At 74.4% G+C, this 13999-nt stretch carries 12 protein-coding genes and 1 tRNA gene; 8 read left to right on the top strand and 5 right to left on the bottom strand.

Annotation, left to right across the window (positions count from 1 at the left end; translation table 11 throughout):
• Positions 1-38 precede the first annotated feature (38 nt).
• A complete protein-coding gene (locus FGG90_RS11445; RefSeq protein WP_094127024.1) occupies positions 39-1115 on the bottom strand; it encodes a GTP-binding protein in 1077 nt (358 codons plus the stop codon).
• A 41-nt stretch (positions 1116-1156) separates the two neighbouring features.
• Between FGG90_RS11445 and ykgO the strand changes: the two genes are divergently transcribed.
• Positions 1157-1279, top strand: a complete 123-nt coding sequence (gene ykgO, locus FGG90_RS11440; protein WP_086518400.1) for a type B 50S ribosomal protein L36 — start codon at positions 1157-1159, stop codon at positions 1277-1279.
• Positions 1280-1372: 93 nt separating this feature from the next.
• Positions 1373-1954: a hypothetical protein gene (locus tag FGG90_RS11435; RefSeq protein ID WP_094127026.1), complete on the top strand. Its 582-nt coding sequence runs from the start codon at positions 1373-1375 to the stop codon at positions 1952-1954.
• 21 nt (positions 1955-1975) lie between these two features.
• Here the strand turns inward: FGG90_RS11435 and FGG90_RS11430 are convergent, their stop codons facing one another.
• From FGG90_RS11430 to FGG90_RS11415, 4 genes are all read right to left on the bottom strand, one after another.
• Positions 1976-3178 carry a sensor histidine kinase gene (locus FGG90_RS11430; RefSeq protein WP_094127028.1) on the bottom strand — a complete coding sequence of 401 codons (1203 nt, stop codon included), beginning with the start codon at positions 3176-3178 and terminating at the stop codon, positions 1976-1978.
• A 7-nt stretch (positions 3179-3185) separates the two neighbouring features.
• The gene (locus FGG90_RS11425) at positions 3186-3884 is read right to left on the bottom strand and encodes a response regulator (protein ID WP_094127030.1); all 699 of its coding nucleotides are present in this window, start codon (positions 3882-3884) and stop codon (positions 3186-3188) included.
• Positions 3881-6157, bottom strand: coding sequence for a bifunctional lysylphosphatidylglycerol flippase/synthetase MprF (locus tag FGG90_RS11420; protein WP_094127032.1), 2277 nt, complete (start codon positions 6155-6157; stop codon positions 3881-3883). Before FGG90_RS11420 ends, FGG90_RS11425 begins: the two co-directional genes overlap by 4 nt.
• A 233-nt stretch (positions 6158-6390) precedes the next feature.
• A tRNA-Leu gene (locus tag FGG90_RS11415) sits at positions 6391-6477 on the bottom strand.
• Positions 6478-6664: 187 nt separating this feature from the next.
• On the opposite strand from FGG90_RS11415, the gene FGG90_RS11410 reads away from it, so the two are divergent.
• From FGG90_RS11410 to FGG90_RS11385, 6 genes are read left to right on the top strand one after another with little or no spacing between them, the layout of a single operon-like run.
• A complete protein-coding gene (locus FGG90_RS11410) occupies positions 6665-7396 on the top strand; it encodes an FhaA domain-containing protein (RefSeq protein ID WP_094127034.1) in 732 nt (243 codons plus the stop codon).
• Entirely contained in the window at positions 7393-7971 is a 579-nt protein-coding gene (locus tag FGG90_RS11405) for an FHA domain-containing protein FhaB/FipA (RefSeq protein ID WP_094127036.1), read from the top strand. The genes FGG90_RS11410 and FGG90_RS11405 overlap by 4 nt, the downstream gene beginning before the upstream one ends.
• 4 nt (positions 7972-7975) lie before the next feature.
• Positions 7976-9238: a PP2C family protein-serine/threonine phosphatase gene (locus FGG90_RS11400; RefSeq protein ID WP_094127038.1), complete on the top strand. Its 1263-nt coding sequence runs from the start codon at positions 7976-7978 to the stop codon at positions 9236-9238.
• Positions 9231-10628, top strand: a complete 1398-nt coding sequence (locus FGG90_RS11395; protein ID WP_106408879.1) for an FtsW/RodA/SpoVE family cell cycle protein — start codon at positions 9231-9233, stop codon at positions 10626-10628. The genes FGG90_RS11400 and FGG90_RS11395 overlap by 8 nt, the downstream gene beginning before the upstream one ends.
• Positions 10625-12076: a peptidoglycan D,D-transpeptidase FtsI family protein gene (locus tag FGG90_RS11390; protein ID WP_094127040.1), complete on the top strand. Its 1452-nt coding sequence runs from the start codon at positions 10625-10627 to the stop codon at positions 12074-12076. Before FGG90_RS11395 ends, FGG90_RS11390 begins: the two co-directional genes overlap by 4 nt.
• Positions 12073-13995 carry a serine/threonine-protein kinase gene (locus tag FGG90_RS11385; protein ID WP_094127042.1) on the top strand — a complete coding sequence of 641 codons (1923 nt, stop codon included), beginning with the start codon at positions 12073-12075 and terminating at the stop codon, positions 13993-13995. Before FGG90_RS11390 ends, FGG90_RS11385 begins: the two co-directional genes overlap by 4 nt.
• The last annotated feature ends 4 nt before the right edge of the window (positions 13996-13999 follow it).

Genomic DNA, 13999 nt, shown 5'->3' with positions numbered 1-13999 from the left:
AGCGCGCCGCGAGCCGTCGGGATCGCCCGGCCCGTCCCTCAGCCGGCGTCGACCCGCGGGAACGGATCCGCGTACCCCGCCCACGCGTCGGGCCCGGCCGCGAGCTCCGCCGGCGTCAGCACGGCCCGCCCGATCGCGCGCCGCAGGACGGCCGGCCGCAGCCCGATCCCGAAGAACGCGATCTCCGTCCCGTGCGGCGCCTCCTCCGTCCACGGGTCGATCCCGGTCGGCTGCAGCGTGAGCATCGGCCCGACGCTCGACCACCCGCCCACCTCGCCCGGCCGCGACGCGAGCGACACGAAGCCCTTCGAGCGCAGCACCAGCCCGGCGCGGTCGGGCCGCAGCTCCTCCTCCACGGCGTCGGCGAGGCGCTGCGGGTGCAGGGGCCGCGGGTCGCCCACCACGACGGATCCCACGGGTCCCGTCAGCCGGTCGAGGTCCGCCGGACGCGCGGCCACGCCCGCGGCGGTGAGCTCGCGCATCCAGCCGGCGGAGGCGGCGAGGCCGGCCACGTCGCCCCAGCGCGGCAGCCGGTCGAGCGCCAGCGGGCGCCGCGCGTCGAGCACGGTCGCCCGCGGCGCGAGCCGGCGCACGAGCGCGACGACCAGGCCGCGCGCCTCCTGCGGCACGCGCGCCATGCCGGTGAGGACCACGACGGTCGCGTACTCCACGAGGTCGACGAGCGTCTCCGCCTCCGTGAACGCGTCCTCGACGCGGCCGAAGGAGACGGCGTGCAGGCGGTCGGCGGGCACGACCGAGACGACGTGGCGGAGCCCGAAGCCGGATCCGACCCCGCCGAGCGCGCGCTGCAGCCGGCGCTCCTGCCGCAGCAGCAGGTCGAGGCCCATGCCGGTCGCGCGGGCGTCGGCCGTGGCGGGGATCCCGACCACGGCCTCGGCGCCCGGCCCGAGCTCGGCGAGGTCGTCGAGGAAGCGCGCGATGGGCTCGACCGGGTCCGCCTCGTCCGGCGGCAGCACGAGGAGCGAGGCCGCGCGCTCGGCGACGGCGTCGCGGAGGACGGCGCGGAGCGCGGATCCCTCCCCCACGACGAGCACGACGCCGGACGGCGGCTGGGGCTGCGGGTGCACGGAGGTCGATCGATCGCGAGCGGGCATGGCGCTAGTCTATTGAGAACTGTTCTCACGAAAGGACCACCATGAAGGTGCGCAACTCGATCAAGGCCCTGAAGAAGCTCCCCGGCGCGCAGGTCGTGCGCCGCCGCGGCCGCGTCTTCGTCATCAACAAGAAGAACCCGCGGAACAAGGTCCGCCAGGGCTGATCCCACGTCGGGCGGGCGCCCCCGATCTGGGGCGTCGCCGCCGGACCCCGCGCCGATACGGTGGGGACCAGCCGAACCACGGGGGGTCCGCGCATGATCGTCGTCGTCATCATCGCCTGCGAGATCGGCTTCTGGGTCGTGCTGGCCGCCGGGCTCGCCGTCCGCTACGCCCTCCGTCGCCCGCGCCTCGGCGCCGTGCTCCTCGCGTGCGTGCCCGTCGTGGACCTCGTGCTGCTCGTCGCCGCCGCCGTCGACCTCCGCGGCGGGGCGACCGCCGACTGGACCCACGGCCTCGCCGCCGCGTACCTCGGCGGATCCGTCGCCTTCGGCCACTCGATGGTGCGCTGGCTCGACGCCCGCTTCGCCCACCGCTTCGCCGGCGGCCCGGCGCCGGCGCGCCCCGCCCGGTCCGGTCGCGCCAGGGTGCGCTACGAGTGGCGGATGTGGATCCTCACGGTGGTCGCCTACGCGATCGCCTGCGCCCTGCTGCTCGCCGCCATCGCGTTCGTCGGCGACGCCGCGCGGACCCGGGCGCTCGAGGACTGGATCGTCCGCCTCACGGCGCTCCTCGGCATCTGCACCATCTGGGCCGTCTGCTGGACCATCTGGCCCGGCCCGGAGCCCACGACCGACGTCGAGCCGGCCGCGGTCCCCGCCTCCGCATCCGGCCGCTGAGCCGCGGGGCGCCGGTCCGCCTCAGAGCGGGAAGCGCAGCCGCAGAAGGTGGGATCCGTCGGCCCGCGTCTCGGCCGTCAGGGTGCCGCCGAGCAGCTGGGCCCGCTCGCGGAGGCCGGTGAGCCCGTGGCGTCCGCTCGGCAGGTCGAGCAGCGGGAGCGTCGGCGCGCCCGCGTCCACCTCGAGCACCACGTGGCCCGCGTCGAGCCGGCCGGTGATCCGCACGGCCGCGCCGGTCGCGTGCTTGCGCGCGTTCGTCAGGCCCTCCTGCACCGTCCGGTAGACGGCGCGCTGGGCGGCCGCGGGCAGGTCGCCGGGGAGGTCGAGGGCGGTCTCCACGCGGATCCCGCTGGCCGCCACGAGCGCCGGCACGTCCTCCAGGGTCGGCTGCGGCGCGAGCTCGCGCCGCTCCCCGCCCGCGGCGCGCAGCACCTCGACCATGCCGCGCAGCTCCTCGAGCGTCACCGTGCTGAGCCCGCGGATCGTGCGCGCGGCCTCCCGGGAGCGCTCGTCGGCCGCGCCCACCTGCATCGCCCCGGCCTGCACGGCGATGAGGCTGACCTGGTGCGAGACCACGTCGTGCATCTCGCGCGCGAGCACCGCCCGCTCCCGCGAGAGCGCCACCTCGGCGGCCTGCCGCTGCCCGAGCGACTGCGCGGCCCGGAGCTCCACGAGCTGCGCCCGGGCCGTCCGCCGCTCGCGGAGGAACGCGCCGAGCAGCGCCGGCCCGACCGTGTAGATGGTCGCGTCCACGAGCGGCTCGACCAGGAAGGGCACGTCCTCCGGCGGCCAGAGCGGCGCCATGTACGCGACCACGGATCCGACCGCCGCCACCGCGACCTGCCATCGCGGCGCGCGCGAGAGGCCGAGGTCGAAGAGGGCGATCACGAGCGGGACGTACGCGATGCTCAGGTAGAAGGCCGGCAGCGCGGCCAGCACGCTCAGCCACGGCCAGCGGCGGCGGAGCACGAGGCCGAGGCAGGCGGCGATCCCCGCGGCGACCTCCCCCGACGACTGCGCGGCGGAGAGGAACCCGTAGGACAGGGCCGTGGCGACGCCGGCCACGAGCAGGTCGACGAGCGCGGCGCGCACGCGGTCGGCGGCGGTCGGGCGGCCCGCGGGATCGGCGGCGGCGTCGAGCGCGTCCGCGTCCGCGTCCGCGTCCGCGCCCCGGTCGGCGTCGGCCGCGCCGCCCGCGGCGAGCGCCCGCCTCGTCAGCCGCATCATCGGATCACCGCCGCGGCACGAGCCCCGCGCGGTCGGCGACGACGGCCGCCTCCACGCGCGAGCCGACGCCGAGCGCCTGCACGATGGAGCTCACCGTCTCCTTGACCGTCCCGAGCGTCAGCCCGCACTCGGCCACGATCTCCGCGTTCGAGAGCCCGCGGGCGAGCGCCGTGAGCACGATGGTCTCTCGGTCGCCGAGCCGCGCGACGCGGGCCCGCTCGGCGTCGTCCTCGAGCGAGCGGAAGAGCCGGCCGGGCCGGAGGCCGGGCGCCAGCACGATGCCGCCGGACGCGAGCGTGAGCACGTGCCGAGCGAGCTGCTCCGGATCCGTGTCCTTGAGCAGGAAGCCCGACGCGCCGCGGTGCAGCGCCTCCAGCACCTGGTCGTCGGTGTCGAACGTGGTGAGCATGGCGACGGCGGGCGGCCGGGGCTCCGCCATCAGCTCGGCGAGGATCATGAGGCCGTCGGGCGCGGGCATCCGGATGTCGAGGAGCACCACGTCGGGCGCGTGCTCGCGCACGGTCGCCACCGCGGTGTCGCTCGAGACGGCGGCCCGCACGGCGATCCGCGGCGAGGCGCCCAGCACCATCGCGATGCCCGAGCGCACGAGCGACTCGTCGTCGACCACGACGACCGTCACGACGGGCCCGGTCGGCTCGGTGGGGACGGCCGCGTCGTCGCGCGCCCCGGATGCGTGGCTCACGCGTCCCGCCTCCCCGTGGCGGATCCGCCGCCGACGCCCGTCGCGCCGTCGCGGTCCCCCGCGTGGCCGAGGCTAGCGCCCCGCGCCGCGCGCCTCGCCGCCCGGTTCGCGCGCCGCGCCTCCCGCCGCGCGACGCCCGCCGCCCGCAGCGCGCCCACGAGCTGCCGGATCCGCAGCGTCGGCACGTAGGCGGAGGTGAGGGCGCGCCCGATCGGCGCGAGGTCGGCCGCGGTCGGGCAGGCGAGCCAGAGGGTCTCGTACCGCGGGTCGAACTTGGCCTTGAAGCGCAGCAGCGAGGTGAAGCCGTAGGACGGCTCGAGCGCGCGTCCGGTCGCGGCCAGCAGGCGCGCGACCACCCGGTCGACGGGTCCCCCGGCGAGGCCCCGGCCGACGCCCGCGAGCGGCGTGCCCGACAGGCTCAGCGTCTCGAGGCCCTCCCCCTGGAAGGCGCGGGCGGCGGTCGCGATGAGGAACTCCATCACGCCCGGCATCGGATCCGCGCCGCGGCGCATGACGTCGAGCGTGCGGCCCACGAGGCGGCCGTCGCGGAACACGGGCAGCCAGCTGGTGACGCCGTGCACCCGGCCGGCGGCGTCGACGGCGAGCAGCATCCGCACCTCGGGGTCGTCGAGCTCGCGCAGGCCGCCGAGCGTGAAGCCCATCTCGGGCAGCGCCTTCGCGTCGACCCAGTCGCCGCTCAGCGCGTCGACCGCGCGGCGGAGGGGCTCGGGCAGCGTGCGGTAGGTGCCCCACAGCGCGTCGACGCCGTCGCGCGCGGCGCGGTTCGTGGCCGTGCGCAGGTCCTGGCGGCGCTTGCCCGAGGTCGAGAAGCCCGCGAGGTCGATCACGGCCTCCTCGGCCACCGGCGTGACGCTCCAGCCGAGCTCCGCGAAGACCGGCAGGTGCTGCGAGTGGATGCTGTAGAACGCCGGCACGAGGCCGCGCGCGGAGCAGTGCCGGGCGAAGGCGCGGATCGTCGCGGGTGCGTCGGCGGTGGTCGCGATCGGGTCCGACACCGTGAGGGCGACGCCGTGCGCGGCCCGGTACGCGACGGCCCCGTGCGCGACCGCGCCGTCGGAGGACGCGCCGTCCGAGGATGCGACGTCGTCGGCCGCGAACCAGTGGCTGCTGCCGGCCCACGTGCCCATGAACCCGAGGGATCCGGCGTCCGCCCGCGCCAGCTGCGCGAGCACGCGCTCGCGCCCGGCGGAGCGCTCCCCGGCGGCGGCGCGCATCGTGAAGGACCGGCGGCGGACGACGAGCACGACCAGCGCGGCCGCCGGAACGAGCCAGGTGGTGAGCACGAGCGCGGGCACCTCGAGGTCGGTCCACGACGCGACGGAGAAGGTGAACCAGTCCTCGGCGAGCGGGATGACCGTGTAGTACCAGGCGAGGAGGCCGGTGACGAGCAGGAGGGCCGTGATGCCCATCACGAGCCCGAGGCGCCGTCCGCGGAGCAGCAGCGCGACCGCGAGGATCAGGACGCACAGCACGACCACGGTGCTGCCGGGGTCGAGCAGGGAGCCCATGGTGCTGAGCACGCCGATCGCGTCGCCGGACACCGCGGCGATCCACCAGCTGAGGGTGACCGTGCCGAGCATCGTGGCGGCGACCACCCGGGCGTGGGACGTGGCGGCGTCGTGCCAGGCGGGGCGGGTGGAGAGCGGCACGAGGACCCGGCCGAGGCCCATCCCGATGAGCAGCGCGACGCCGCGCGTGAGGTCGACGCCGTGGCCGCCGGCGAGGAGGCCGGCGAGCACCGCCGCGAGCACGGCGGCGCGGAGCCCGTCGCGGTGGGCCGGCGCGAGGCCGCGGCTGGCGGCGGCGGCGACCGCGACGATCACGACGGACGGCGCCCACAGCCGGTCGGCCGCGTCGAGCTGGGAGTAGAGGTCGCCGAGCGCGAGGCCCACGGCGATGAGGAGGGAGGCGACGGCGACCGGCGCGAGCGAGCCGAGCCCGGCGACGAGCGCGGTGCGCACGATCCCGATGCGGCTCTCCGACCAGGCCAGCACGGCCACGACGACGGCGAGCGCGATGGCGGTCGCGGCGGGATGCGCGAGCTCGCCCAGCCCGGCCATCACGCCCATCCACGCGCTGCCGGCGGGGACGGCGAGCGCGGCGAGCGGGTGGCGGGCGAGCGTCCGGAGGAGCGTCCGCGCGGCGCCGGTCGGACGGGCGACGGCGGGCGCGGACGCGGGCGCGGTGGGCGGCCGGTCCGCGGGGTCGGCGGGCAGCGATCGGGCGGCGGGGGCGAGCGTCGGGGGCGTCACGTCCCCAGTGTGCGGAGGGAGGGCACCCCGCCGCGTCGGCCGCGGGATCCGATCCCTCCGCCCATCGGCTGACCCGCGCCGCCGATCGGCTGGTCTCGGCGGCGACCGGGTCGGAGGTCCTGCCGCCGCGGCGGCGCGCCCCGGAGACGCCCGCCCAGGAGGCGCACGCCCCCGAGACGCGCGCCCCGGAGACGCGAGAAGGCCCCCGGTTCCCCGGGGGCCTTCTTCCCTGCTGGTGCGCGAGGGGGGACTTGAACCCCCACGTCCTCACGGACACACGGACCTGAACCGTGCGCGTCTACCAATTCCGCCACTCGCGCCAACCGGACGACATTATCACGCCGCGGAGCCGATCCCGCGCCGCCACCGCGCCCCGGCGGCCCGCATCCGGCCGTCCGCGAGGATGATCCGCACCCACCCCGAGGCCCGTGTCCAGGGCGCCGCCCCGCGAGTTGGCTAACATCGCACTATTCATCCGCGGAAGGACCGCGCGAGGACGGATCACACGTGGGAATCCTGGACAACTTCGAGAAGGGCCTCGAGCGCGCCGTCAACGGCGCCTTCGTGAAGACCTTCAAGTCCGGCCTGCAGCCCGTGGAGATCGTCGCGCAGCTGCGACGCGAGCTCGACACGCATGCCGCCATCGTCGACCGCGACCTCATCCTCGTCCCCAACTCCTTCACGCTCCGCGTCTCCCGCGCCGACCACGAGCGCATCGCGTCCCTCGGCTCCACGCTCACCGACGAGCTGCGCCAGGCCGTCGAGCGCCACGCGTCCACGCAGGGCTACCAGTTCGCCGGCGTCGTGCAGGTCACCTTCCGCCGCGACGACCAGCTGTCCGAGGGCGTCCTCGGCATCGACAGCCGCACGGTCGAGGGCAGCGTCACGTGGATGCCCGTCGTCGACGTCGCCGGCACGCGCCACCCGCTCGCCGTGGGCCGCACGGTCATCGGCCGCGGCAGCGACGCCGACATCACGGTCGACGACCCGGGCACCTCGCGCCGCCACGTGGAGATCGCGTGGGACGGATCCCGCGCCCAGGTCCGCGACCTCGGCTCCACGAACGGCTCCGAGCTCAACGGCGCGCCGGTCACCAAGGCGCCGCTGCCGCCCGAGTCCGTCATCCGCATCGGCCGCACCGCCATCACCTTCCGGGTCGTCCCGCAGGCCACCGAGGAGCGCGGCGGACGCGAGCCGCAGCGCTCGCGCAGCGACGACGGGTTCTGGGGAGCGTCATGACCGAGCTGACCCTCCTCGTCCTCCGCCTCGCGTTCCTCGCGGTGCTGTGGCTGTTCGTCTTCGGCATCGTCTACGCGCTCCGCTCCGACCTCTTCGGCCAACGGGTCCGCAAGCTCCGCGAGGAGACGGGCTCCGGCAGCGGATCCCCGTTCCCCTCCTCCCCGTACGCCGCGTCCGCCGCTGCCGCACCCCGCGCCGCGGCCGTGCAGCCGCCGCCCATCTCGACGATGCCGTCCGGCGCCAACTCGGGTGCCGTCCCCTCGCGCGCCAAGGCCACGACGTCCACGGCCCGCCACCTCGTCATCACGTCGGGCGCCAAGGCCGGCACCGAGATCCCGCTCGGCACGGAGCCGCTCACCATCGGCCGCTCGAGCGAGTCGGGCCTCGTGATCCGCGACGACTACACCTCCACGCACCACGCGCGCCTGCTGCTCTGGAACGACGAGTGGATGATCCAGGACCTCGACTCGACCAACGGCACCTTCCTCGACGGCAAGCGCGTGAGCGTGCCGACGCAGGTGCCGCTCGACACGCCGATCCGCATCGGCGCGACCAGCTTCGAGCTCAGGCGGTAGCGGCATGGCGACAGTGACGCAGGCCGCTGCCGTCTCCCACGTGGGCAAGGTCCGGTCGAACAACCAGGACTCCGGCTACGCGGGGCGGCACCTGTTCGTCGTCGCCGACGGCATGGGCGGGCACGCGGGCGGCGACGTCGCGTCCGCGGTCGCCACCAAGCGCATCATCGAGACCGACAAGCCCTACGCCTCCGCGCACGACGCGGAGTTCGCGCTCCAGGCCGGCCTCGTCGCCGCCAACCAGCTCCTCGCCGAGACCGTGTTCGAGCACTCCGAGCTCACCGGGATGGGCACGACCGTCAGCGCGCTGGCCCGCGTCGACCGCCACGTCGCCATCGCCCACATCGGCGACTCGCGCATCTACCTCTTCCGCCGCGGCGAGCTCAGCCAGATCTCGGCCGACCACACGTTCGTGCAGCGCCTGGTCGACAGCGGCCGCATCACGCCGGAGGAGGCGCTCGTCCACCCCCGCCGCTCCGTGCTGATGCGCGTGCTCGGCGACGTCGACGCGGCCCCCGAGGTCGACACCCAGGTGCTCGACACCCACACGGGCGACCGCTGGCTCCTCTGCTCGGACGGGCTCAGCAGCTACGTGTCCGAGGAGCGGATCACCGAGATCCTCGCGACCGCGGGCACCCCGGAGTCCATCGCCGACGCGCTCGTGAAGGAGTCGCTCGACCACGGCGCCCCCGACAACGTCACCGTCGTGGTCGTCGACGTGCTCGACGAGGACGACGAGACCGCGGCCGCCCGCCCCGACCCGGAGCCCGTGCTCGTCGGATCCGCCGCGCAGCCGCTCGCCTTCGGCGACGAGCCCTCGAAGCGCGCCGTCCGGATCCCGTCGCTCCTCCTCCACCCGCTGCGCGCGAGCACCGCGTCGCGCGACGCCCAGTTCGAGCCCGAGTCCGACCAGTACCTCGAGGCGCTCATCGCCGAGGACCGGCGGCGCGCGCTCCGGCGCCGCATCACCTGGCTGGTCGGCGTCGCCCTGATCCTCGCGGGCCTCGTGCTCGCGTGCGTGCTCGGCTACCGCTGGACCCAGTCGCGCTACTACGTGGGCGAGTCCGAGGGCTCGGTCGCCGTCTACAACGGCGTGCAGCAGACCATCGGGCCGATCCAGCTGTCCCACGTCTACGCCCGCACCGAGGTGCGCGTCGACGACCTCCAGCCCTTCTACCGCCAGCAGGTCGAGCAGACCATCAACGCGGACTCGCTCTCGGGCGCCGAGGAGATCGTCAACCGGCTCCAGGAGGCCGCGGGTGGCTAGCGCCGGCGTGGCGGACGCCCCCGCGCGCGGCCGCGAGCGCGCGCCCAAGGTCCCGCGGATCCGCGTGCCCCGCCGCCTCAGGAACCTCGAGCTCGCGCTGGTCGTGCTGGCGTCCGTCATCAACGGCGGCGCCCTCTACCTCGTGCAGCTCGGCGCGCTCGGCGCGTTCGACCAGAGCTTCTTCCTGCCCGCCACGGGCCTCGCCGTGCTGGTCCTCGGCATGCACGTGGCGCTGCGCTGGCTCGCGCCCGACGCGGATCCGTTCATCCTCCCCATCGCCACGGTGCTCAACGGCCTGGGGATCGCGGCCATCTACCGCCTCGACCTCGCCGGCGGCTACTCCGGCTGGGAGAGCGTGGCCGTGCGGCAGATCGTGTGGTCGGGCCTCGCCATCGTGTGCGCGCTCGCGGTCATCGTGCTGCTGAAGAACCACCGCGTGCTGCAGCGCTACCGCTACATCGCGATGTTCGTGGGCCTCATCCTGCTGCTCCTCCCGATGCTCCCGTTCATCGGGCAGAACATCAACGGCGCGCGCGTCTGGATCCACATCGGCGGCTTCTCCTTCCAGCCCGGCGAGATCGCGAAGATCTGCCTCGCGGTGTTCTTCGCCGGCTACCTCGTCACGGCGCGCGACAGCCTCTCGATGGTGGGCGTCAAGGTCCTGGGGATGCGCTTCCCGCGCGTCCGCGACCTCGGCCCGATCCTCCTGGTCTGGGCCGCCTCGATGAGCGTCCTCGTGTTCCAGCGCGACCTCGGCACGTCGCTGCTGTACTTCGGCCTCTTCATCGTCATGACCTACGTGAGCACCGGCCGCATCGGCTGGGTCGTGCTCGGCGCCGTGCTGTTCCTCGGCGGCGCGTACGGCGCGAGCACGCTGGGCTACGTCGGGGGCCGCGTCGACGCCTGGCTGAAGCCCTTCGACCCGGCCGTCTACGACGCGAACGGCGGCAGCTACCAGCTCGTCACGGGCCTGTTCGGCATGGCCGACGGCGGCCTGTTCGGGCGGGGGCTCGGCAGCGGCATGCCCAACCTCACCCCGCTCGCCAACAGCGACTTCATCCTCGCGAGCCTCGGCGAGGAGCTCGGCCTCACGGGCGTCTTCGCGATCCTGGCCCTCTACCTCCTGCTCGTCTCCCGCGGCTTCCGCATCGGCTTCGCGGGCCAGGACGACTTCGGCAAGCTGCTCGGCATCGGGCTCTCGTTCGTCATCGCGCTGCAGGTCTTCATCGTCATCGGCGGCGTCACCCGCGTCATCCCGCTCACGGGCCTCACGACGCCGTTCATGGCGGCGGGCGGATCCTCGCTCCTCGCCAACTGGATCATCGCGGCCCTGCTGCTGCGCCTGTCCGACACCGTCCGCAACCAGCCCCGATTGGTGGTCGAGTCGTGAACCGCGAGCTGAAGCGCGTCTCCGTGTTCGTCCTGGCCATGTTCGTGGCCCTGTTCGTCGCGGCCTCGGTCATCCAGGTGATCGCGGCGCCGACCCTGCAGGCGGATCCTCGGAACTCCCGCACCATCATCGCCAGCTACTCCGCCGAGCGCGGCGCGATCCTCGTCGACGGCACCCCCATCGCCTCCTCGGTCCCGGTGGAGGACCGCTACAAGTTCCTCCGCACGTACGCGCAGCCCGACCTCTACAGCGCGGTCACCGGCTACTACACGCTCGGCCAGGGATCCACGGGCCTCGAGTCCTCCATGAACGACGTCCTCAGCGGCACGAGCGGCACGCAGTTCTTCGACAGCCTCACGCGCACCTTCACCGGGCAGGACCCGAAGGGCGCGTCGGTCGAGCTCACCATCGACCCGAAGGTGCAGCAGGCGGCCTACGACGCGCTCGGGTCGCTGCAGGGGTCCGTCGTCGCCGTCGAGCCGGCCACCGGCAAGATCCTCGCGATGGTCTCCAAGCCCGGCTACGACCCCAACGCGCTGGCCTCGCACGACCGCGCCGCCGTGAAGCAGAGCTACGCCTCGCTCCTCGCCGATCCCGCGAACCCGCTCATCGACCGGGCCGTCAACAGCCTCAACCCGCCCGGATCCACGTTCAAGCTCATCACGACGGCGGCGGCCCTCGAGTCCGGCCAGTACACGCCCGACTCGCTCCTGCCGAACCCCGCCACCTTCACGCTCCCGGGCACCTCCACGGTCATCACGAACGCCGGCGAGGGCGCGTGCGGCAACGAGCCCGAGGTGTCGATCGCCACCGCGCTCCGCCTCAGCTGCAACATCCCGTTCGCCCAGCTCGGCATCGCGCTCGGCTCCGAGCGGATAGCGAAGATGGCGGAGGCGTTCGGTTACGGGAAGTCGATCGACGTCCCCATGGCGAGCGCCAAGAGCGTCTTCTCCCCCGACCTCGACGACGCCCAGACGGCCCAGTCCGCCTTCGGTCAGCTCGACGTCCGCGCCACCCCGCTGCAGACCGCCATGGTCACGGCCGGGATCGCGAACGGGGGCGAGGTGATGAAGCCCAGCGTCGTCGACAGCGTCCTCAACCCGGACCTCAGCGAGCTGTCCGGATTCTCCCCCAGCCGCTTCGCCGACCCCATCTCGAAGGAGACCGCCGCCACCATGACGCGGATGATGATCGACAACGTCCAGAGCGGCGTCGCCACCAATGCGAGAATCTCCGGTGTCGATGTGGCGGGCAAGACCGGCACCGCGCAGAACGGTGCCGACGACCCGTACACCCTCTGGTTCACCGGCTTCGCGCCGGCGGAGTCCCCGAAGGTGGCGGTCGCGGTCCTGGTCGAGGACGGCGGCGGACGAGGACGATCGGGCTCGGGGAACACCCTCGCCGCCCCCGTGGCGAAGAAAGTGATTGAGGCGGTGCTGGACAGATGAGACCCACGAGCGGACTGACCTTCGGAGGGCGTTACCAGCTGGGCGATCGCATCGCCATCGGCGGCATGGGCGAGGTGTGGGAGGCGACCGACCTCGTCATCGGACGCAAGGTCGCCATCAAGATCCTCAAGGACGAGTACCTGGGCGACCCCGGGTTCCTCGAGCGCTTCCGGGCCGAGGCGCGCCACGCGGCGCTCGTCAACCACGAGGGCATCGCCAACGTCTTCGACTACGGCGAGGAGGACGGCAGCGCCTTCCTCGTGATGGAGCTCGTCCCCGGCGAGGCCCTGTCGACCATCCTCGAGCGGGAGCGCGTGCTCTCGAGCGACAAGGTGCTCGACATCATCTCCCAGACCGCGCTCGCGCTCCACGCCGCGCACCAGGCCGGTCTCGTGCACCGCGACATCAAGCCGGGCAACCTGCTGATCACGCCCGACGGACGCGTCAAGATCACCGACTTCGGCATCGCCCGCATCGCCGACCAGGTGCCGCTCACGGCCACGGGCCAGGTCATGGGGACGGTCCAGTACCTGTCGCCCGAGCAGGCGAGCGGCCACCCCGCGTCGCCGTCCACCGACGTGTACTCGATGGGCATCGTCGCGTACGAGTGCCTGGCCGGCCGCCGCCCCTTCACGGGCGAGTCGCAGGTCGCCATCGCCATGGCGCAGATCAACGAGCAGCCGCCCGAGCTCCCCGTCACGGTGGCGGAGCCCGTCCGCAACCTCGTCATGTCCTGCATCGCGAAGAAGCCGGCGGACCGCCCGCAGAGCGCCGCCCACCTGGCGCGCGCCGCGCAGGCGCTGCGCCGCGGCGACGTCGCGACCGCCACCATGGCCGTCGCGGCCGTCGCCGGTGCCGCCGCCGCGGATCCGGGCACGCCCACCCAGGCCACCCAGCTCATGCCGTCCGGCCGCCGCGTCGACACGGGTGCCACCACCGTCCTCGCCTCCGCGCCGCGCGCCGGCGCGCCGTCGCCGTTCGACTTCGACGAGCCCGACGCGGGTGACGAGGAGCCCGAGCAGCCGCGCGCCCGCAAGCGCGCCATCTGGATCTTCGTGGTCGTCGCCGTCCTGGTCGTCGCCGCCATCGTGGCCGGCCTCATCGCCGCGTCCGCGAACAGGGAGGCGGACACGCCGGCCCCGGCGCCCACCGAGACCAGCGCAGCGCCGAGCCCGACGCCCAGCGCGTCGCCCACGCCCACCCCGACGCCCACCCCGACCACCGTCGAGATCAAGCGCGAGGACTACATCGGCCGCGACCAGAAGACGGTCTCGGACGAGCTCACGGCCCTCGGCCTCAAGGTCACCGTCATCACGGGCAGCGCCGCGCCGTCCGGCGAGGAGGAGGGCCGCGTCACCGCGATCACCCCCACCGGCAGCGTCGCGAAGGGCGCCACCATCCAGATCACGGCCTACGGGGCGCAGACGCTGCCGACCGCGGCGCCCGTCACCCCCACGGTGAACCCGACGACCGTCCGAGCCGGCCAGTCGGTCGACATCTCCTGGCCCGCGTACTCCTGCCCGGCGGGCCAGACGCTCAACGGCTACCAGATCCAGGCCGACTCGGTGTCCGGCGGCGCCACCGGCACGTGGGCCGGGAGCACCAACCCCACCAACGCGCAGACGACCTCGGGCGAGATCAAGGCCGGCACCAGCCCCGGCTCGTTCACGGTCAAGTACCTCGCCATCTGCGGCACGAACGAGTCGCCCTACAGCAGCACGGTCACGGTCGCGGTCGACGCCGCCCCGGGCGGCACGGGCACCGGCGGCGGGACCGGCGGGGGCACCGGAGGCGGCGGAACGGGCGGCACCGGGGGCACGGGCGGCGGCAACGGGGGCACGACGGGCATGGCGCCCACACCCGCCCCGGGCCGCGAGGACCAGCGCTCGCTGGTCTCCAGCACGCACCGCATGCCCTGATCGG

The organism is Clavibacter michiganensis subsp. tessellarius (genome assembly GCF_021922985.1).
GTDB classification, from domain to species: Bacteria; Actinomycetota; Actinomycetes; order Actinomycetales; family Microbacteriaceae; genus Clavibacter; species Clavibacter tessellarius.
Note: the sequence above shows the minus strand (reverse complement) of the source record. Positions and strands in the feature narration are given on the sequence as shown.